Raw genomic sequence first — 19,967 nt, 5'->3', positions numbered from 1 at the left:
AAGATCCTTCTTTATTAATTACAATTAAGAGAATCTTTTTTAATTGCATTAACTGTGTTTTTTAAATATTTTTTATTTATATTTGTTATGAATAAAATAAAATCTTTGTTTTTTTTGAATGCTGCCTGGGTCCAATTTGCCGATCCGAGTACTAGTGTTGATTCATCGATAAGCGCCCACTTATGATGGAAAAGAGGCATACCTTGGAATGCTTGGACGGGGACACCTGCAGCTTGTAGGGTCTCAGCAGCCATTTTAGACGCCCCTCTTGAGCCCATTTGATCGAGAGAGACCTTTACCTCAACTCCCCGCTGATGAAGCTCGATGAGCTTACTTACGATCTGAGGGTGGGTGAAGGTAAACATAGCGATGTGAATCTTTTTTTTAGCTTGATCTAATAGCTTTAGAAGATGGGGGAAGGCTTTAGGGTCAGGTAAAAGGTAAAATGTCAGCTCCGATTTTCCAACAGTACCTTGATAGAAAGAAGGAGTGAGGAGTGCTTTGGCAAACTCTGGAGCGTGAAAACCAGCAAGCAAATTTTCATGCATCATGAGTGAAGAAGAGGTGAGATTTGCCGTGCCCAAAAACACCATTTTTTCATCGATGACGATCCACTTCGCATGCATCAGTCCACGTCCCTTTTCAGGGTGGAGATGAAGATGAGGAAGATTCTCAAGTTTAGGAGTGTTTTTCTGATGATAAGTCACGTGAACATCTAACCCTTCTTTAGCTTTTTTCATTAAGATTGAAAGCACATGCGGATCTGTCAAAGCATATGTGTAGACATGAATTGAGTCTTTAGCGCTTTTAAGAGCTTTTAGAACAACGAGGCGCAAGTCTTCTCGTAAATGTGTTGAATAAAAGCGAACCGGTGTTTTTCCCGAGGGAAGGGGAAAATACGTGGCATAAAAGACTAAAGCAACTGCTCCGACAAAAAGGAGAAAAAACCTAGATTTTTTCGCCTTGAGCCCGAAGTTGCTTAATAATCGGTCCCAGCCCTTTCTTATCAATATTACGCATTGCGCTTGTTGAAAGGCGGAGAGTGATAAAGCGATTTTCTTCAGCAAACCAGAAACGTTTTTTCACGAGGTTAGGGAGGAAGCGGCGTTTTACCGTTCCTGTGACGTTCAAACCGATTCCCTTTTTCTTTTTCGCAATCCCGCGAATCGAATAGCTTTTCCCGCGTCTTGGTCGTTTTCCTGTGACCTGGCACTTCTTAGACATGTTTCACTACCTAAAGTCATTTTTTGAAACATTAAGTTTACCACTTTTTAGAATTTCCCTCAAGTCGGCTTGATTAAATCCGCGAAGGTGTGTAAAAAGAAAAATTTACTTTATGGATGGATGTGATGGCCGCAGCTGAAGAACTTTATGCAGATTTAGTCGTGATTGGATCAGGTCCTGCTGGCCAAAAGGCAGCTATCCAGGCGGCGAAACTGGGTAAATCAGTCATTATCATCGAAAAAGATAAAAATCCAGGTGGTGCATGTTTGCACTCGGGAACCATTCCCTCAAAGTCTCTTCGCGAAGCGATCCTGAATTTAACCGATTTTTATACAAAAAGTTTCTATGGGCAAAAAGATATCTTAAGGCAAAAAATCTCGATCAATGAACTCAATTTTTGCCTCAATCAAGTGCTCGAACAGCAAATTGGAAATTTAGAAAGGCAGTTTGATAAAAATAAGATTCAACTTGTCCGTGGGCTTGCCCATTTTGAAAATCATCATCAAGTTGCTGTTTTAACCGAGAAAAACCAACTAACCCATTTGATTAGCGGGGAACGGATCATTATTGCAACGGGGTCAAAGCCACGTAACCCCAACAACATTCCATTTGACAAAGAGATGGTGCTTGATTCAACGCGGCTTCTTTCGATTGATCATTTACCAAAAGACATGATTGTCCTTGGGGGAGGAATTATTGGTTCAGAATATGCGAGCTTTTTTGCTGCACTTGGCACTCAAGTGACAGTTGTCGATAAACGAGATCAAATGTTGCCGCTGCTCGATAAAGAAATCGGGATGCATTTGCAAACAGCGCTTGGAAAAATTGGACTTAAGTTTGTAGGGAATAAAGAAGTCGATGAAGTGGTGCGCCATAAAGGGCGCGTAGAAGTAAAGTTTACCGACCATTCTTCAATGGAATCGGAGATGCTCCTTTATGCACTAGGAAGAACGGCAAATGTCGATCACTTGCATATTGAAAATGCAGGGATCACAGTTGATAGTAAGGGGTACATTCCGATCAATGCACTGTTTCAAACGATTGTTCCAAACATTTATGCAGTAGGAGATGTGATAGGAGGCCCTTGTTTAGCTTCAACGAGTATGGAACAAGGACGATTAGCAGCACGTCATGCGTTTGGTGCGGAAACACACCATTTTCCCACTTTTTATCCGATTGGAATTTACACTATTCCTGAAATTTCTTCGTGTGGTTATACTGAAGAGCAGTTAAAAAATTTAGGCTTTCGTTACGAGGTAGGACGGGCATATTATTACGAAATTGCGAAGAATAATATTGCCGGAAATGACCCAGGAATGTTTAAAATTCTGTTTCACACGGACACATTAGAAATCCTCGGGATTCACATCATTGGACGTGAAGCAACGGAGGTCATTCATATTGGACAAGTCGCGATGACTTTTAATGCCAGAATCGATTATTTTATCGATCAAGTGTTCAACTATCCGACCTACGCAGAAGGGTATCGGATAGCAGCATTAAATGGATTTAACAAGGTTAAACACAAGAGGTAACTTCAATGGCAATCTACGATATCTTTGAGCATGTTGAAAGATGTGTGGGGCAAGATGAAAGGAGCTCCTCACATATCGAGCTCAATCGTCGTTACTCCAACCTCACTTTAGGTGGGGAGATGCCAGAGGAAGATCCTGAAACCAAAAGTCGATTTTTTTCCGCACTCGCTGCCCGTTTATTCTTTTTTATGTTGCTTCTTGCAGACATGGCGTGGTGTGTCTATGCTACGGCCCTTTTTGGAATTTCTCTGATGTTAAATTTGCTGACAGGATTTCGCGTTTCTGCGTTAAGACGGTTTCACCGTCGTCGCTATCTCAATTTTAAACGGTGCTTTGTTTGTGGCATTTCGCTTGCTGTCGCGCTCTTTAGTCCTGCACTTGGCACGATGTTTGCGTGCACTTACTTTCTCATGTATGATAAGAAGGGGATCGAAGAAGTCGTCCCCTCAGTTCTTCAAGATCAATTTCGCGAGTTTTTTACGCACTAATTGGTGTAAAAGTTAAAGCATTTCTTGTCTCATCGTAATCGATTTGGACCGTATCTCCTTCATGGATTCTGTCATAAAGAATTTCATCTGATAAATGAGCTAAAACATTCTTTTCTATTTTATCGATAAGCGGTCTTACACCGTATTCAATACTGGAACTATTGCGTGCAAGTTCGGTGACAACTTTATCTGACCACTTGAGTTCGATGCCTTGCGTTTGCCAGATTTGTTCTTGCTGTTTCTTTAAGACCTTGCGTGCAATCTTTTCGAGATCTTGATTACTTGTGATCGGATCGAAAGTGACAATTTTCAAGCGACCAATCAGTTCGGGTGAAAAGTGCTCGGAATTTTTCAAAGCCTGTCGAATGATCGCCTCTTCAGAAGGACGACCATATGTCAATAATTTGTAGCGGTAGTGCCAGTTCAGAGGATTCCATAAGGAATAAGTCTCATGGCTTGCGGCAATTATTCGCGATCCGAGGTTTGTGGTCATCAAAAAGACGGCTTGTGAGCAGTCAACCACGTTTCCTTGACCATCCGTGAGGCGTCCATCACTAAAGACTTGTAAAAAGGCTGTTAAGACATCAGGCGAGGCTTTTTCCACCTCGTCAATTAAAATAACTTGGTAAGGGTTCTCTTTGAGCGCTTCTGTGAGTTGTCCGCCTTTATCGAAACCTACATATCCGGGAGGGGCTCCGATGAGTCGCGATTTGTTTTCCTTCGCTTGATACTCTGACATGTCAAGACGGGTCATGTTCCGCTCATCGCCAAAGATTTGACGTGCGATGGCTTTGGCCATTTCTGTCTTTCCTGTCCCTGAAGTTCCAGCGCAGAGGAAAACACCACGTGGCTTAGATTCGTCACGTAGGCCAAGGCGGGCTGCTTTAAGGGCTTCTGCAATTGCGTGTACAGCCTTACTTTGGCCGATCACTTGCTCACCAAGAGCTTCGTCTAACTTGCGCAGTTTTTCTGCATCAGCTCCTCGGACACGGTCAAGTGGGATACCCGAGCGCGTTGAAACAACTGCGGCAACAAGTTCGCGGTCGACTTCGAACTTGATATTTGAGTCTTTTATGGTTTCTTCAAGCGCTTTTAGATCTTTGTCGAGCTCAGCGAGTAGCGGCTTAGTCATAGCACTCAAGCTTGAATCGAGAGATTCGAGATAGGCTTTCTCAGCTTTGAGTTCATGATAAAATGTTTTAGCTTGGAGTTCAATAGCGTCTTGATTTTTGAGTTTTTTCAAGGTCTCTTCAATTTCATTGAGCTCTTCATCGATCCGTTCTAACCGTTTTTTTGAGGCTTTGCCATTTTTGAGGCGGTAGACATCTCTATCAAATAATAAGTCTTGTTTTTTCCTTTCTGCTTCTTGAGTGGCAATGGAACCTTTAGTTTCTTGTTCTTTAAACAAGATAGCAGCAGCATCTAGAATTTCGTAGGAGGTTTGTGGGATTGTTGAGTTAGGAATATAGCGGGTCATCTGAATGGCTGCTTGAATGGCAAAGGAAGTGTAAGTCACTTCGTGTTGAGCTTCTAGCTCTGCTTTCATTGAGTGTAATAAAGGGATTGCCTCTTTTTCTGTAGGTTTTGAAACATCAACTGTTGTAAATCTACTTTGAATCAAGTGATTTTGAGCAAAGTGACGCTTGTATAGCGCAGGTGTCATCGAGAAGACTACGCGCCCTTTTGTCGCAAGGTCTATCAAAACTCTTTTGATTTCTGGGTGACCCGTAGTTGCTTTTTCAAATATTTCGAAGTTATGAAAATAAAAAATCAGCTGTGGATCCTTTTCGAGTAGATCAGTGTAAGAGTTGAGTAGGCTTTTTAGATCTTTCATGGTAGTTTTTTCATCCCCATGAGAAAGATCAATCTCAATGATACTATTTTGTTTTAAGTTACTCGGAACTTTATCCTGAAGAATTTCACGAGCAAGCGCTGTCATGAGGCTCTTGCGTTCGACTTCGCTTTCACCTAAAAGGATAGGGCAACTACGCATGCTCTGTCCAAAAATCCGTATCAGTTGATAAAGAGGATTTCCTTTACGTGAGAATTTTTCTAGAGTTTCGGTTGTTGCTGTTTTACAAAGGTTGTTCCCAATAATGGTAAACGATTTTTTTGCCCAATCGGGAAGAGAGAGGACTTCAACAGTCGGCTTTTGGCGGTAGCTGGACCATGGAGTCTTAGGTTGAACTTTTTGTTGAAGGAGAAAAACGGCAAGTTTGTGACGATTTTGTGTAAGCGCTGTTTCAAGCAGAAGTTCAAATCCTTTGTGTTTAAAGTCTGCTGAGATTCCTTTTTCAAAAAGAGTTTCAATAATATTGAGGTCTTGAGTAGAAAATCCTTTTGCTTTCTCACCTTTGTCTGCATAGATGTCGAGAAGGGTTTTACCGCTGTTATTTTTCTGTATTGCGTCGGCCCCTCTCTCTGTCATGATGTAGGCAGCGGTTGGGTTACCTTCATTGAGCGCAGATTTAAACAAATCTTTTTCTTTTCCCTGATAGAAAACCGAAAGAGCTAGATAGGTGACAATGTTCACAAAAGGACAGAGGAGAAGCGCCATCGGAATGATTTGCATGACCCCTAGAATGTTTCCAACACCCCCTTGGGAGAAATAGTGGTTTGCCCAGGAGCTATACCATTTAAGGTCTCGGTTGACTTCATCATCATACGGCCCAGCATAAATCCATGGAACTTTTCCTAAAGGAGATGTAGCAATTGTCATAAACTCAATCCCTAATTTTTAAATTTTTTCTTGGTTTACGGGCAAGATTATGAAGTAGTTAGGGATTGAGTTCAATAAAAATCATTTTTTATGATGGCTTAATTAAAGTTTCTGTTTGTTCTATTTTTTTGGCTTCAAAAACGATTTTATTATTTTTTTCGTCAAAACTTAGCTCAATTTTATCGTCATTTTTTATCTCTCCTTTTAGAATAGCTTGAGAAAGCTCGTTCACAACTGTTTGCTGAATGAGCCGCTTGAGAGGCCGTGCTCCAAAGTAGGGGTCATATCCTTCTTTTGCTAAATAGGCGAGCACCTGAGGTGAGTAGTCGAGAGAGATATCGCGCTCGTCTAATCTTTTTTTCACGCGGTCCAATTGGATTAAAACAATTTTTTCCATGTCTTTTTCTTGGAGAGGGAGAAAAGGGAGGATCTCGTCTAAGCGGTTGATGAACTCTGGTCGGAAGTGGTTTTTGATCACAGGATCGACGATTTGGAGAATCGCCTCTTTCGACAAGTCACTTCCTTTCTGCTTAATATAGTCGAGCAATTGTTCAGAACCCAAATTGGATGTCATAATGAAGAGGGCATGGCGACAGTTTACGACTCGTCCCTTGCTGTCTGTGATCCGTCCGTCATCAAACATCTGCAGTAAGATGTTGAATACATCGTGGTGGGCTTTTTCAATTTCGTCGAAGAGAACAACACTATAAGGGCGGCGGCGGAGAGCTTCTGTCAATTGTCCTCCCTCGTCGTAGCCGACATAGCCTGGAGGCGAACCGATCAATTTCGAAACGGAATGTTTTTCCATGTACTCAGACATGTCTAAACGGGTGATTGCTTCTTCTTGGTTGAAGAGTTCTTCAGCCAGAGTTTTGGCAAGTTCTGTTTTCCCAACACCTGTGGGACCCACAAAAAGAAAGGCTCCAAGTGGGCGGTTCGGATCACTGAGTCCCGCTCTTGAGCGGCGAATCGCTTCGCTGACTGCTTCGACGGCAAAATGTTGCCCCACGACCCGTTTTTCTAAGCTTGATTCGAGAGAAAGAAGGCGGTCAGCTTCTCCTTCGAGCATTTTATGCACGGGGATTCCCGTCCACTTTGCAACGATTTGGGCGATGAGTTTTTCATCGACTTCTTCTTGAAGGAGGCGGTTGGGTTTATTTTCTAAGGTTTCTTCTTTTTCTTTGATTGCCTTTTCAAGTGCAGGCTTTTCATTATACCTAATTTCTGCGACGCGGTTGTAGTCAGAAGCCCGTTCTGCTTCTTCTTCTAAGAAACGGAGGTTTTCAAGTTCTCCTTTTTTCTCTTTGAGTTCTTCGATGAGTTTTTTTTCTTGATTCCACTGCTCTCTCAAAATACTGAGCTCTTCTTTAGTTTTGGCAATTTGCTCTTCGAGTTTTTTAGCTTCGCCTTTTGCTACAGGAGTGTCTTCACGTTTGAGAGCTTCTTGCTTCACAATCAAAGTTCCGAGTTCTCGCTCTTTGGTGTCAATAGGAAGAGGACGACTCCCAATTTGCATCCGAATCAAACTCGCTGCTTCATCGATCAAATCGATGGCCTTGTCGGGAAGTTGGCGGTCACTGATGTAGCGATGGGAGAGAAAAACGGCTGCGTGCAAAGCCCCTTCTGTGATGCGGACGCCGTGATAGTTTTCATACCGTTCTTTGAGCCCACGTAAAATTGCAATGGCATCCTCTAAGGAGGGCTCTTTGACTAAGACAGGTTGAAAACGGCGTTCAAGAGCAGCATCTCTTTCAATGTACTTTTGGTATTCATTCAGGGTAGTTGCCCCAATACAGTGAAGGGTTCCTCGCGCAAGTGCAGGTTTCAAGAGATTGGCAGCATCCATCGCTCCTTCCGAGGCTCCTGCCCCCACTAATGTGTGAACTTCATCGATAAAAAGGATGATTTGTCCTTCACTTTGCTCGATTTCTTTGAGAATTCCTTTGAGTCTTTCTTCAAACTCTCCCCGGAATTTGGTTCCAGCAATCAAACTTCCCAAATCAAGCACAAGCAATTGTTTTCCTTTTAGGGAATCGGGGATGTCTTCTTGAATGATCCTATGGGCAAGCCCTTCTGCAATAGCCGTTTTCCCCACCCCAGGCTCTCCAATTAGGAGAGGATTATTTTTCGTCCGGCGGCTTAAGACTTGGATCGTACGACGGATCTCTTCATCTCGGCCAATCACTGGATCGAGTTTTCCTTGCTTTGCTAAATCGGTCAGATTTTTGCAAAACTTTTCCAAAGCTTGAAGACTTGCTTCACCACTAGGAGAATCCATGTGCCTACCTCCGCGGATTTCTTGGATTTTCTTTTCAACTTGTTTCAGGCTCAATTTTGAAGCTTCACGCCAGCTTTTAAACGGATCACTTGCCGTTTCCCAAAAAATGTAAAAGAAATGATCGCTACTGATATAAGAGTCTTTCCATTTTTGCGAAAGAACATGGGCGTGATTGATTTGGCTTTGCAAACCACGACTTAAACTTGCCTGGTCTGCTTGCCCAGAAAATGTAGGAAGCGATGCGAGTTTATTTTCGAGAGCTAAGAGAAGGGGATGGGGGTCGAGACCTAGGGCTGTTGTCAGTGTTTGAAAGTAGCCTGCCCGATCTTGAAAAAACGCATAGAGGACATGGTGCTCCGTGACCTCCGTGTGCCGCCTTTTTTCTGCATCACTGACTGCTTGGTTTAAAACTTGAGCAACAGATTCTGTGAACTGTGGTGCCATAATTACCTCCCAAATGGATACACTTCTAGCCGAACAAGTCTAAGTATAATGAGAAGTTGGGGTTTTGTCAATGATCTAAAGGAGTCGGCTGAGGCGGGGGAGCAACAGGTTGATTCGGATTGACTTCTTTAGGAGGAACTGTTTGTTGTTGAGATGGTTTCTCTGGAGCTGGAGTGTCTAAAGCTTCTTTTTCGGTTTCGCGCATGGGACGTACGAGAACTTTTGTTCCCGACCGCAAGTTGACAAGATAATAGGGGTAGGCAGGGTGATCGCTCTTTTCTATTTTCAAGGGAAAGGGAAAGATCCAAATCTGAGTAGTTTGAACATCTTGTGGGGCGACTAACCATAAGGTTCCATCGCTGAGCTTGAGAATTTTTCCATTATAACGATTTTCATCTAAGGTGAGATCAGAGTTATCGCTCGAATCATTTGATGTAAGATGGGTAAGGAGCGATTCCAATTTGAAATTGGCTGCATCTGCACACAAAGAAAAAAGAAGCAGAATCGGGAGAAGATATTTCATCACTTACCTTTTTTTTCCTTTTAGTATATCAATGAGAAATACTGAAGGAAAAATATGCTCCTGGCCATTCTCACTGTCGTCTTTGGAGTGCTTTTACTCTATTGGGGGGCTCTGCAACTTTTACGTAGCTCGATTCAAATTGCCTTAGCTGCAGGAGTTTCTCCTCTTGTAGTAGGTCTCACAGTTGTGGCACTTGCCACATCTTTTCCTGAAGCGATGACAAGTGCATTCGCACAGATTAAAGGAGTTGCGGGTGATGTTGCCCTAGGAAATATCATTGGATCGAATATTGCAAACATTGGACTTGTTCTAGGAGTTGCCCTTCTCATCAGCCCTGTCCGTATCCCCCAAAAAATCAAGACGATCGAAATGCCTCTCTTGCTCATTTTTTCCCTTCTTTTGGGCTTGATCATGTTTCTTGGAGAAATTCCAAGATGGATTGGAGCGTGTTTTCTTCTACTTTCTTGTCTCTATCTCGTCTATGAGTGGCTTTATGGGAAGAATGGAGAAGTCATTCCCAAAATTCAGGTTTCGCTTAAAAAAGCCGTTATCTTTTTCTGCCTAAGTCTCATTGCTCTCATCTTAGGGGCTCGAGGGCTTGTCGATGGAGGCGTTCAGCTAGCTCTTTTGTTACATGTGCCAGAGCGCTTCATTGCTGTTTCAGTCATTGCTATTGGGACCTCACTCCCAGAGCTTGTGACAGTGATTTTAGCTGCAATACATAAAAAAGAAGCTTTAGTTCTTGGAAATGTGGTGGGAAGTAACATTTTAAATATTCTTTTCATCGTGGGACTATCGGCTGTGATCCGTCCTCTCATCTTCACTACACCGATGCTAGCCTTTGACATGCCAGTTATGGTAGGAATGGTAGGGGTTTTGTGGATTTCCATGTGGCGAAGAGTTTTATCTCGTCTCCATGGACTCTTTTATTTAGCCCTATACATTGGGTATCTATGGATGATATAACCTTTCGGCATAACTCCATAAGGAGATTTGAAAATAGTATTAAATTCTCTTTATGAGACATTTCAAAGACAGTTTTTTCCATCAAAACCCTGTTCAGGATAATTACTTTTTTCTATAACAAAAAAAAACAACCAAGGAATTGTAATGTCTTACGATCTTATCGTTATTGGAAGTGGGGCAGGTGGGGGTACTTTAGCCTATGCGCTCAGAGAGATGGGAAAGAAAGTTCTGATTATCGAAAGAGGCGATTACCTACCTCGTGAAAAAGAAAATTGGGATCCTCGAGCTGTTTTTATCAATGGACGTTACAATCCAGGTGAAAAGTGGTTAGACCACAAAGGGAAAGAATTTGAGCCCGGCACTCACTATTATGTTGGGGGAAATACTAAATTTTTTGGAGCAGCTCTCCTACGTTTGCGCGAACAAGACTTTGAAGAGGTCCATCATTATGGGGGAATTTCCCCGGCTTGGCCCTTAAAATATGCTGATTTTCAACCGTACTACCTTGCAGCTGAACAGCTCTATTCTGTTCATGGAAAGCGGGGCGAAGACCCAACTGAACCTCCAGAAAAAACAGACTACTCTTTTCCTCCTCTAAGCCATGAACCAAGGGTGCAAGAATTATTTGACCTTGTAAAGAGCAGAGGGTTGAATCCGTTTCCCCTTCCAATAGGGATCAGGTTAAAGGAAGATAACCGCGAGCAAAGTGAGTGTATTCGGTGTGATACATGTGATGGATTTCCCTGTCTTGTCGATGCTAAATCTGATGCGCATACAACATGTATTCGTGAAGCCCTTCAATATCCAAATGTGACTCTGCTACGCAATGCTAAAGTTCATCGGCTTCTGACAAATACAAAAGGAACCCGTGTGACAAAAGTAGAGTATGAGCGCGACGGAAAAACCGAAACTGTCGAAGGAAAAATTATTGTTCTTTCTTGTGGTGCTATCAATTCTGCAGCTGTATTACTAAGATCAAAGTCTGATAAATTTCCCAATGGGCTCGCCAACAGCTCAGATCTTGTAGGGCGACATTATATGTGCCATAACAATTCGGCGATTGTTGCCATTTCAAAAAAGAAAAATCCAACATTTTTTCAAAAGACATTCGGAGTAAATAACTACTACTTTGGGGCACCCGATTCTGAATTTCCTTTAGGGCATATTCAGCTTTTAGGCAAAGTTAAGCCAGAAATGCTTGAGGGAGATGCTCCACCACTCACACCTGGGTTTGGACTCAAAGAAATGGCAGAACATGCAATGGGATGGTGGATCACATCTGAAGATTTGCCAGACCCAAACAACCGTGTCAAAGTGACTGACGAGGGGCAAATCATTCTTGACTACACTCCCAACAATCTCGAAGCTCACAAGCGACTGATGGATAAACTAAAAAAAATGCTAGAATCTTGTGAAAAACACTTTCATATCATTCCAAACAAGGTGTACCTTTCGAAGAAAATTCCCCTTGCTGCGGTCGCTCACCAGGTGGGAACGTGCCGTTTTGGAACAGATCCCAAAACCTCTGTCCTCGATACAGATTGTAAGGCACATGATCTTGAGAATTTGTATGTAGTGGATGGAGCTTTTTTTCCCTCAATTTCTGGAGTGAACCCAGCACTTACGATCATTGCAAACGCATTACGTGTAGGTGAGATTCTAAAGACTCGACTTTAAGACTTGGTCCTTCGGATCGGGATAAAGTTTCCGCAGATGATGGCGAAGCCCTTTTAGGGCTTCCGGATCATGGTCTCTTTGACTCGTGAGTCTTTCAGCAATTTTCAAATGCTCCCATGCCTTTTGACATTTGAGCCGTTCTAAAAGAACAATTGAAAGGTAGTACTCTACAGTGGGATTCGAGGGGTCTAACTCATGATACTGATATAGAGTTTGGAGTGCATCTCCAGCTTGCGCCAATTGTAATTGAGTGATGGCAAGGTGCAAGACCCCATCGCGGAAATGGGGATACTTCTTGAGAATTTTTTTGAGCTTTTCTTGCTTTTCTAAAATCGAAGTCCGCGTTTCATCGACATGGAGGAAAATAGTTTGAATTCCTTCAGCATTCGTGCGCCCCTCGAGAAAATCTTCGGGGGTGGTTTCTCTTGACACCGCATGGTCAAATGTCAAATGACGGATTTCTTCGAGAAGTGTCTTTCCCTCGTTTGTTTTTCCGACAAACAGGTAGTTGTAGCCCAAAAACATCTTGAGTAAGGGGTCATTTGGAAGGTAAGGAAGGGCTTTTTCATAAAGCTCAACTGTGGTTTTGTGATCTTCATTTTGCCAAGCAACAGCGGCTTGGTTGATGAAAGCAAGCCCAATCACTTCTTTGATATTCCGCTGTTGAAGCGTACGGGTGTTAATTCCAAGATAAACCTTTGATGGGAGGGAAATTCCGCGCGCAGTCGTTTCAATGTTGATGGTTTTTTCTAAAGTTTGATAACGGACATAGATGTGTCCGGGTGGTGTAATGATCTCAAGAGGCAGATCCATACGTTGAGCAATCGAAAGATAAAGAATGGAAACTCCTAAACAAACTCCCAAACGACTATCGAGAACAGAAGGGAGAAAGGTGTAGACGTCGACATCTTTTGCCCAAATCGAATGGGGAGGAAAGCGAAAGCGTTTTTCGTGGAAAATAAAATCATTGATGGTGTGGATTTTATCTTCGTCAGAGGCATGGGGAGGAAGGCGAGCCATAATCTGCAAGGCCATGAGATCTAAACTCGCTTCATACTGGCGGATTTGAAGTTTTGGATCTTCGGCATTTTCAAACTGATAAATCAAGATGGAACGGGCGAGGTCAATATCTTCGACAGAAAGGGCCATCACTTCTTCTTTGGACCAGACAGAAAAACCTTTCAGCTTCCGGTTCGACAAATGATTGGAGACATTTTCAATTGTTCTAAGCTGATCGTCTGAAAGAACCACCGAGGGTTCAAACGCTTGCTTGTTGACAAAGGAGATGATCGCTTGCAAATCCATATCGGGAAGAGCCAGATTTTCATCGAGCTGGCTTTCTTTAGGGCGGTGGAGGTTCATGAGTTTCCACGCATCAGATAGGGCGTTTTTCCCTTGCGGTGTTTCGGGATAGAGGTGATAGAAAGCAAAGAGTTCTGCAATCGAGTACCGGTCCAAACTATGATAAAGAGTATTCAAGTGCAAATCAGAAGGTTGCCCCAGCAAAAGAGAAGGGAGAAAGAGTAAAAAAAGCGTCAGTGATTTCATCCAATTCATACTCTTTACGTTACTCCCTTTCAGAATAAAATCTAAGAGTTTATCTCGCAGCCAAGAGTTGAATCAACTTGTTCTCCTATAAAAGAGATAGCTTTCTAATTTCTCGGCGATTTCATCATCATCAACATTTTTTGCAATGTCATACACATGATGCTTTAAGTCAGGTCTTTCCTCCCAAAACTTTGGGTCAGATCTCAAAACGGCAAGTAGAAGATCACCTTCGAACATGTCCCCACTGATGAGAGGATCTTTTTCCAAATACTCGATTGCAAGAGGAATGAGAAAATGCAAGCTGATATTTTGACCGATCATGATGCGTAAATTTTCAACAGTGAATTCTTCTAATGGAACTCGCCTCAGCCGATGGCATTCAGTGACCAAATGGGAGGGGTACTTTGGTTCACCCCAATTTGAATTTTCGAGCTCTTGTAGTGACTTTTTTGTATTAAAATGTCTAGAGGGCGAGGGCATGGATGAGAGTACTCCATTGGGTCTGCGTTTGAATCATTTGAAAGTGACGGTTTTTGCGAATCAGTTCAACAACCTTCAGGATTAAATGGATTGTGAGAGGAATCCCTGCTTGGCGAATTGAATCTAGAATGAAATAGGCTGCCAAAGTTCCTGACCGTCCTACACTTGCGCGGCAATTTAGACAAATTCCTCCAGGGAGTTGTAGGGTTTTCAGCAGATTTGAAAATTCTTGAATGTCGTGATGTGTGTTCGGGGAGGATCCATCGCCCCAACTCTGATACCGGATCATCCTCACAGTTTTTTGCCCTGAGGTTTTGAGATCTGTGAGAACAAATTCGCAGACCTTAAACTCTGCTTTCAGAGAAGAGGGAGGGGGGCCAGTGTAAGCAACTTGTTTGACTTCTATCTCAGCTTCTTTGAAACGAGATGTTTCTCCTAAGAGAGGCCAAAATTCATCAGCTGCTCTTCCTTCTTGAAGGGGCTCAATAGGGACAGAGGAAGAAGAGTAGCCAGAACCGACTTGTTTCATGCAATCTCTAGCGCTTGTGAGAGAAAATAAGGTTCCAACGTTTTTCTCAAAAACCATTCTCCAATAGGTCCCTCTTGTTAGTTCGTGTGGGAGTTGTGCACAAATGACGGGTTGGGCTGTAGTGGAGTCGAGAGCTTCTTGAAGTGAGCGTGCATGTTCCCAGTAGGCGCCAGATTGAAGATCTGGAGGAAAGGTTGGTTTGGCTAAGTCCCAGACGACACTTGCATTCAGTGGACCAATCGATGTCGTGATGGCTGTTACAGAATTGAGTTCGATGCAGTCAACTGTTGAAATGGAGGAATCAAGAGGGACCTGGGAAAATTCATTGTCTTCATGAATCAGCTGAATTGTCAATTTGGGGGAGATCAAATTCTGCCATAATTTCTCGATTTCAAATGAAGTCAGTTCTTTGATGTTTTTTGCAAAAATCTGATGAAAACAAGAAATACTAGCAGGCTCTATACGTTTCATGAGCCAGTCGTTTAAGTCTTGAGAAGGTTGAGTCGTTGATGCCAAAGGCGCTAGAGATAGCGATATTTGAGATGCCATATTCGTTTCCTTTTTTTTGCACAAATGGAAAAGCCTCTCATAAACGTCGATTTTTCATCAAGAAAGGACTCTTTTTATGCCTTCATTGAAGGCATTGTGCGTTGTAAGCGTTTCTAGTGGAAACTTATATCGGTACTTCCAGTTATGGGGTTTGAGCGTTCCTGGGTAATTGATCCGTTCATCATCTGGATTTTCCCAGGTGAGCTCAGGGACAAGAGCAAGATACTCTTGCAAGAGATTGATGTGAAACAAGCTACTACTATGGTGGTTGTCATACAGGATTTCGAGTTGATACTCTGGAGAAAGTTCTTTTTTATATTTCCATCCTTTGAAGGCAGCGTAGGCTTTGGATTCTTTAGGATGTTTCTTCCACCAGAGTCTGACAGTGCTAAGATCGTGAGTAGAAACAGAGGTCATGCTAATGGGTTCGTAACTTTCGTAAGGAATGAATGTTTCTCCATTAGCCCAGTCTCGTTGCCAACGAAAAACTTTTGTGCCGGGAATTCCGTATTTGTTGAGACTCATCTGTAAAAAAGAAGGGGGGTGTCCTAAGTCTTCACCGATCGGGAGCATATCAGTAAAACCGGCGAGAATTTGAAGAATTCGATCTCCTTGAGCTTCCATGATGGCTGGATCACTTGGGACGAAGGTCCCTTGAGCAGGATCTTGATCAGGGGGAATTGCCCATAAGCGAAAAAAACCAATAATGTGATCGATCCGATACAAGTGATAAAGTTCTGCAGCGGTGAGAAGCCGTTTTTTCCACCATTCGTAGTGATCTTGCTTCATTGCAGGCCAGTTATAAAGAGGAAAGCCCCAATATTGTCCTTCAGGATTAAACTGATTAGGGGGACTTCCCGCAACGTAGTTGAAATCAAAAAATGTGGGGTCCATCCAGACATCGGCACTGTCAGGACTGACAAGAATGGGAACATCTCCTTTTAAAAAGACCCCTTTTGATTCAGCATAAGACTTCACCTTTTTGAGCTGCTTAAAGCAAAGGTATTGAATGATCGAGTAGATTTCGATTTCATTGGAGTGCTCAGAGTAGAGTTTTTTCAATTGATGGGTAGAAGGACTTTGGAGTTCTTTTGGCCAATGCTTCCAGTGAGTGTGATCGCATTTGTTTTTTAAAACTCGAAAGAGTGCATAAGGATTGAGCCAATGATGTTTAGTGACAAACTCTTCATAGTCGCCCTCTTTGAGGAGATCCTCTTTTGCCCGTTTAATGTATTTGCGTAAGAAGCGCAGTTTTTCCTGATAAATATGCTCATATTGCAGGTGTTTAGAGCTATTTAGAGCCCGTAGGGGCTCAAGTTTTACTTCCATTCCATCAGAGTAGGGGAGGGCATGCAAACTGAGGTAAATAGGATGGAGAGCACACGAAGAAAGGGCATTGTAAGGACTAGGGTCTTGACCTGAGTCGTTGAGGGGTAAAAGTTGGATGACATCCATGCCATGTTTTGCACACCAGTCGATGAGGGGGAGAAGATCATAAAACTCTCCTACACCACAGCTTTTTTTAGTGTGGATACTAAAGAGGGGAATATTGATTCCATGGTGAGCATGAATCCCTATCCGTTTCCAAGCATTATAGGTGATTTTTCCTTGCAGCTTAGACTCAAGACTCATGGTCTTTGAGGGGGTATGCTATAGGGAGAAGGTTGGCCACCATGTGTTTTGAGATATTCAGAAGGAGCTGCTTGCCCATTTTGAATCGCTTCACGCCATTGGTCAGCTTCAACAATGAATCCCTCGAGAATTTCTGCGAGTTTTTCACCGGTCAAAGTGGCAGCGGGAATGTAGCGGTGCATCACAAGTGTGTTGATTTTTTCAATGTAGGCAAGTGTTCCAAATGTATGATGTGTGGCATTGACTTTGAGAGATTCGCGTAGCACGTTTTCTCGGAAGCGACCTGGCGGAATTTCTGCTAAAAAGGCTGCAAGTAATAAGGCATCTCTTTCTTCTACCATTTCCATATGAATGGAAAGTTTTTCATCGAGAAGAATGCGGCAAGCGTGGTTCTTGTCGACATGAAGGGGAAGTTCAAGCAGTTCACCTAAGTCCCAAAGTAGTTCTTGAAAACGATCCATATTGATTACTCCTCCTCTTCTTCTTCCTCTTCCTCTTCGAGCTCGTCTTCAAGATCACTGAGAGTTTCAATGATTGTCAAGAGCAGATCTTGACGATGACGCTCTGATTGGAAGAGCTTAGGGGAAATGTGTCTTAAAGCATCGCGGTATTGGGTAAAAATGATGATTTGTGCTGCGACTTCTTCAGAAATTCCCAAAACAAATGAAAGTTTGATGATCTTATCAGGTGAAGGGTAGCGCTCTTGCAGAAGCTTCATTAAAAGACGGGCAAGCACCTCGAAGTTGATCCGACTGGGCATCGTTAAATCATAACGATCGAACTGACCTTTGATCAATTTCATCCGAGCAAAGAAAAAGCGAAAAACACCTAAAATCGCTTGCATCGTGCGCGCTTCCCCAAATAGCCGCTGAAGTTCTGCTTTTGAGATCGAAGGGCCTTTTGCTTTCATATCCGACCCGAGAGAGTGGAGGATAAAATCAATGATGTTTTTCATATCAGAAAACTTGAACTTTGCCGTGAGCTCTTCGAAAATTTGGTGAGGTGTCCGGGGTGTAGCGACAATGTTGCGATAAAGGTCTCGTAGAGCTGTTGGGCTTCCTAGCCCTTGCTTGGAGAACGTGCGTGCTTGCTCAGCGATATTACGTCCCGCGCGAATTTCTCGACCATGGGCGGCATTAAACTGCTCTTTGGCTTGAAGGAGTTGATTGCGGATCTCTTCTCGGTTCGACGCCGTTTCAATTAAAAAGTCAACCGCTTCATCGGCAAGGGATTTATCGGTGTAAAACTCTTCGAGTTTGCGGAGAATGGTATCAGCGGTATCATCATTTTTAAGGCGTTGCTGCAGAAGCATAAGCGTTTTTTTCTGCAGTTCAGGATTACGCTGATAGTAATCTTCGGCGATTTGTTCGATGACATCTGTTTCGCCGACTACTTTTTCTTGGGTTTCTTCCCCTTTTTGAGTTTCTTCTTTTTGGACAGGCCGTCTCATTCGATCATCAAGCTTCTCAAATTTTTTGCGCATCGTGATCGGGTTGAAAAGCGCTTGGTCGGCCCAACTTTGGAAATCTTCTTCGGTTTCCGCTTGGCGCGCAGCCATGTTATTTAGTTCTTGTCTGGCATGAGCTTTTTGAGCTTTATGGATACTTGCGTCAGCGGACATTCCACGGACAGGAGCGATTTCATCTTCGGCCATTCACAATCTCTCTCTTTTTTTTCATTCTACAAGAGAGTCATCACAAATTCAAGATTCTCGACGCAGCAATCCAAAAATTACGAGAAGAAAGGCAGCAACGACCCCGAAAGCGATCCATAAGCCTCTATGGAAGCCGACCATAAAGGCCTCTTGAAAAATCGCAAAAATTTCTTCTTGAGTTGCTACAGGGAGTTTGGCAATGATCGAAGCAAGGGTATCATTGGAACTCACAAATGTTTGGATTTTTTCGATTAAAGAAGGAGATAGATCGAGGTGAGACAGCGCGAGTTTTTCTTCAAAGACCCCGTTATTGTAAACGCGAAAGACAGTACCAATCACCGCAAGCCCAATTGCTCCGCCGATTTCTTGCAAAGTCACCAAAGTTCCCGATGCAACACCTGTCACATGACGGGGAAGAGCAGCAATTCCCATAGAAGTTCCTGGACCAGAGCTGAGTCCCCATCCGATCCCAAACATTCCAAGAAAGATCAAAAGGATATAGGGTGAGGAGTTAGGTGAAATGAACTCGTTGAAGAATAAGGATATAGAAATCAGCAAAAGGCCGGCAAGGATCAGAGATTTTTTAGGGATACGGTCTGAAATACGTCCCGTGAGGTGAGATGTCAAAGTGAAACACGCAGTGAGCATTAAGAGAAAAAGACCCGATCGTCCAGGAGACAATTTTTGGATGTTTTGGAAAAAAAGGGGGAGGAGGAAAAAAATCCCCCAAATCGAGAAGGCGATCCCGACTTTGGTCAGTGCTCCAGAAATGAAGCGCCGGTTTTTGAAAAGATGGAACTCGATAAGAGGAACTTTCGTGTGGTACTGACTCAAAGCAAAACCGATCAGTGTCACTACAGAGAGGGCATACAGAGATAAAGTGATTGCACTTGTCCACCCCCAAGAAGGAGCCTGAATCGTGGCAAGTAAGAAGCATCCGAGAAAAAAAGTCAGGAGAAGGATGCCAGGGAAGTCAATCTTTATCGGCTGTTTTTCATTTCTAGATTCTTCGAGGCACGAAGTGACGAGGAAGAAGCTGATGAGAAGAAAAGGGAGGTTAAAGTAAAAGACCCAATGCCATGAAAAATATTCGACAATAAGCCCTCCGAGGACTGGGCCGAGTGAAAGTCCTACTCCGATGATCGTGACCCAAATCCCCATGGCTTTTCCATGTTGATTTTCAGGGAACGTATGCGTCATGAGTGATTGGGATGCAGGAACGATGATTGAGGCGGCAATCCCTTGAAATGCCCGAAAAATGATTAAGACCCCTGCTGTAGGAGAAAGGGCGGCTCCAAGTGATGCGATCACGCCCATCCAAAGCCCGACTGCAAACATTTTTTTTCGACCAAAAGCATCTGATAGTCGACCCATTGTGACGAGAAGAGCAGAGACAACAAGAGCAAAAATATTGATGATCCACTGCAAGTCAGAAAGTGTTGCAAGGAGGCTTTTTTGGATAGCTGGTAGGGCGTTATTGACAATAGACCAATCAAGAGAGAGGACGAGAAGTCCAAACCCGATGCCGAGAACACCTGAAAATTTTTTGCCGTTCATATTTTCAAACTATAGAAAAAGTAGGATTATACTCAAACTACTTCAAAAGTTGGATCTTCGGCTGCGCCAAAGCGCCATAATTTGCCGATCTTAAGTGATCTCATATTCCTAATATTGAGTCATTTAAGATAGACGAATTCCGAAAGCTTTCGTTTTGCCCAAAA

At 43.1% G+C, this 19,967-nt stretch carries 16 protein-coding genes; 4 read left to right on the top strand and 12 right to left on the bottom strand.

What is annotated here, in order from left to right; translation table 11 throughout:
* Positions 1-14 precede the first annotated feature (14 nt).
* Positions 15-836, bottom strand: a complete 822-nt coding sequence (locus tag SNE_RS09125) for a phospholipase D-like domain-containing protein (RefSeq protein WP_013944124.1) — start codon at positions 834-836, stop codon at positions 15-17.
* Positions 837-948: 112 nt separating this feature from the next.
* Complete coding sequence (gene rpmB / locus SNE_RS09120; RefSeq protein ID WP_013944123.1) at positions 949-1,224, bottom strand: 50S ribosomal protein L28; 276 nt, start codon at positions 1,222-1,224, stop codon at positions 949-951.
* A gap of 125 nt (positions 1,225-1,349) precedes the next feature.
* Here rpmB and sthA point away from each other — a divergent pair, with 125 nt between their 5' ends.
* On the top strand, positions 1,350-2,759 hold the full coding sequence (sthA, locus tag SNE_RS09115; protein WP_041419432.1) for a Si-specific NAD(P)(+) transhydrogenase: 1,410 nt from the start codon (positions 1,350-1,352) through the stop codon (positions 2,757-2,759).
* A 5-nt stretch (positions 2,760-2,764) separates the two neighbouring features.
* Positions 2,765-3,247, top strand: a complete 483-nt coding sequence (locus tag SNE_RS09110) for a hypothetical protein (protein ID WP_013944121.1) — start codon at positions 2,765-2,767, stop codon at positions 3,245-3,247.
* Here SNE_RS09110 and SNE_RS09105 read toward each other — a convergent pair.
* From SNE_RS09105 to SNE_RS09095, 3 genes are all read right to left on the bottom strand, one after another.
* Positions 3,237-5,966 (bottom strand): AAA family ATPase, encoded by a 2,730-nt coding sequence (locus SNE_RS09105; protein ID WP_013944120.1) that lies wholly within the window; start codon positions 5,964-5,966, stop codon positions 3,237-3,239. The two genes, SNE_RS09110 and SNE_RS09105, sit on opposite strands and share 11 nt — an antisense overlap.
* An 88-nt stretch (positions 5,967-6,054) precedes the next feature.
* Entirely contained in the window at positions 6,055-8,688 is a 2,634-nt protein-coding gene (locus SNE_RS09100) for an ATP-dependent Clp protease ATP-binding subunit (protein ID WP_013944119.1), read from the bottom strand.
* Positions 8,689-8,755: 67 nt separating this feature from the next.
* The gene (locus SNE_RS09095; RefSeq protein ID WP_013944118.1) at positions 8,756-9,211 is read right to left on the bottom strand and encodes a hypothetical protein; all 456 of its coding nucleotides are present in this window, start codon (positions 9,209-9,211) and stop codon (positions 8,756-8,758) included.
* A 54-nt stretch (positions 9,212-9,265) separates the two neighbouring features.
* On the opposite strand from SNE_RS09095, the gene SNE_RS09090 reads away from it, so the two are divergent.
* The gene (locus tag SNE_RS09090; RefSeq protein WP_013944117.1) at positions 9,266-10,177 is read left to right on the top strand and encodes a sodium:calcium antiporter; all 912 of its coding nucleotides are present in this window, start codon (positions 9,266-9,268) and stop codon (positions 10,175-10,177) included.
* Positions 10,178-10,321: 144 nt separating this feature from the next.
* Positions 10,322-11,854 carry a GMC family oxidoreductase gene (locus SNE_RS09085; protein WP_013944116.1) on the top strand — a complete coding sequence of 511 codons (1,533 nt, stop codon included), beginning with the start codon at positions 10,322-10,324 and terminating at the stop codon, positions 11,852-11,854.
* Here the strand turns inward: SNE_RS09085 and SNE_RS09080 are convergent.
* The 7 genes from SNE_RS09080 to SNE_RS09050 all read right to left on the bottom strand — a co-directional run bounded on the left by SNE_RS09080 (position 11,837) and on the right by SNE_RS09050 (position 19,803).
* Positions 11,837-13,411 carry a transglutaminase family protein gene (locus SNE_RS09080; RefSeq protein ID WP_013944115.1) on the bottom strand — a complete coding sequence of 525 codons (1,575 nt, stop codon included), beginning with the start codon at positions 13,409-13,411 and terminating at the stop codon, positions 11,837-11,839. The two genes, SNE_RS09085 and SNE_RS09080, sit on opposite strands and share 18 nt — an antisense overlap.
* 63 nt (positions 13,412-13,474) lie before the next feature.
* On the bottom strand, positions 13,475-13,882 hold the full coding sequence (locus tag SNE_RS09075; protein WP_013944114.1) for a contact-dependent growth inhibition system immunity protein: 408 nt from the start codon (positions 13,880-13,882) through the stop codon (positions 13,475-13,477).
* Positions 13,866-14,960, bottom strand: coding sequence for a protein-tyrosine phosphatase family protein (locus SNE_RS09070; RefSeq protein WP_013944113.1), 1,095 nt, complete (start codon positions 14,958-14,960; stop codon positions 13,866-13,868). Before SNE_RS09070 ends, SNE_RS09075 begins: the two co-directional genes overlap by 17 nt.
* 57 nt (positions 14,961-15,017) lie before the next feature.
* Entirely contained in the window at positions 15,018-16,592 is a 1,575-nt protein-coding gene (locus SNE_RS09065; RefSeq protein ID WP_013944112.1) for a 4-alpha-glucanotransferase, read from the bottom strand.
* A complete protein-coding gene (locus SNE_RS09060; RefSeq protein ID WP_013944111.1) occupies positions 16,589-17,053 on the bottom strand; it encodes a CesT family type III secretion system chaperone in 465 nt (154 codons plus the stop codon). Before SNE_RS09060 ends, SNE_RS09065 begins: the two co-directional genes overlap by 4 nt.
* A gap of 5 nt (positions 17,054-17,058) precedes the next feature.
* Positions 17,059-18,246: a type III secretion system gatekeeper subunit SctW gene (gene sctW / locus SNE_RS09055; protein WP_013944110.1), complete on the bottom strand. Its 1,188-nt coding sequence runs from the start codon at positions 18,244-18,246 to the stop codon at positions 17,059-17,061.
* Positions 18,247-18,294: 48 nt separating this feature from the next.
* Positions 18,295-19,803 (bottom strand): MFS transporter, encoded by a 1,509-nt coding sequence (locus SNE_RS09050; RefSeq protein ID WP_013944109.1) that lies wholly within the window; start codon positions 19,801-19,803, stop codon positions 18,295-18,297.
* Between the last annotated feature and the right edge of the window lie 164 nt (positions 19,804-19,967).

The sequence above is a fragment of the Simkania negevensis Z genome (assembly GCF_000237205.1).
Taxonomy (GTDB): Bacteria; Chlamydiota; Chlamydiia; order Chlamydiales; family Simkaniaceae; genus Simkania; species Simkania negevensis.
The sequence above is the reverse complement of the archived record's forward strand: the minus strand, read 5'-3'. Positions and strand labels throughout refer to the sequence as shown.

Bases quoted from the DNA above. Each gene is read 5' to 3' on its own strand.
- SNE_RS09100 (WP_013944119.1), bottom strand. From the start codon at position 8,688: ATGGCACCACAGTTCACAGAATCTGTTGCTCAAGTTTTAAACCAAGCA.
- SNE_RS09095 (WP_013944118.1), bottom strand. From the start codon at position 9,211: ATGAAATATCTTCTCCCGATTCTGCTTCTTTTTTCTTTGTGTGCAGAT.
- SNE_RS09060 (WP_013944111.1), bottom strand. From the start codon at position 17,053: ATGGATCGTTTTCAAGAACTACTTTGGGACTTAGGTGAACTGCTTGAA.
- SNE_RS09065 (WP_013944112.1), bottom strand. From the start codon at position 16,592: ATGAGTCTTGAGTCTAAGCTGCAAGGAAAAATCACCTATAATGCTTGG.
- SNE_RS09050 (WP_013944109.1), bottom strand. From the start codon at position 19,803: ATGAACGGCAAAAAATTTTCAGGTGTTCTCGGCATCGGGTTTGGACTT.
- sctW (WP_013944110.1), bottom strand. From the start codon at position 18,246: ATGGCCGAAGATGAAATCGCTCCTGTCCGTGGAATGTCCGCTGACGCA.
- SNE_RS09090 (WP_013944117.1), top strand. From the start codon at position 9,266: ATGCTCCTGGCCATTCTCACTGTCGTCTTTGGAGTGCTTTTACTCTAT.
- SNE_RS09070 (WP_013944113.1), bottom strand. From the start codon at position 14,960: ATGGCATCTCAAATATCGCTATCTCTAGCGCCTTTGGCATCAACGACT.
- SNE_RS09105 (WP_013944120.1), bottom strand. From the start codon at position 5,966: ATGACAATTGCTACATCTCCTTTAGGAAAAGTTCCATGGATTTATGCT.
- SNE_RS09085 (WP_013944116.1), top strand. From the start codon at position 10,322: ATGTCTTACGATCTTATCGTTATTGGAAGTGGGGCAGGTGGGGGTACT.
- sthA (WP_041419432.1), top strand. From the start codon at position 1,350: ATGGCCGCAGCTGAAGAACTTTATGCAGATTTAGTCGTGATTGGATCA.
- SNE_RS09075 (WP_013944114.1), bottom strand. From the start codon at position 13,882: ATGCCCTCGCCCTCTAGACATTTTAATACAAAAAAGTCACTACAAGAG.
- SNE_RS09110 (WP_013944121.1), top strand. From the start codon at position 2,765: ATGGCAATCTACGATATCTTTGAGCATGTTGAAAGATGTGTGGGGCAA.
- SNE_RS09080 (WP_013944115.1), bottom strand. From the start codon at position 13,411: ATGAATTGGATGAAATCACTGACGCTTTTTTTACTCTTTCTCCCTTCT.
- rpmB (WP_013944123.1), bottom strand. From the start codon at position 1,224: ATGTCTAAGAAGTGCCAGGTCACAGGAAAACGACCAAGACGCGGGAAA.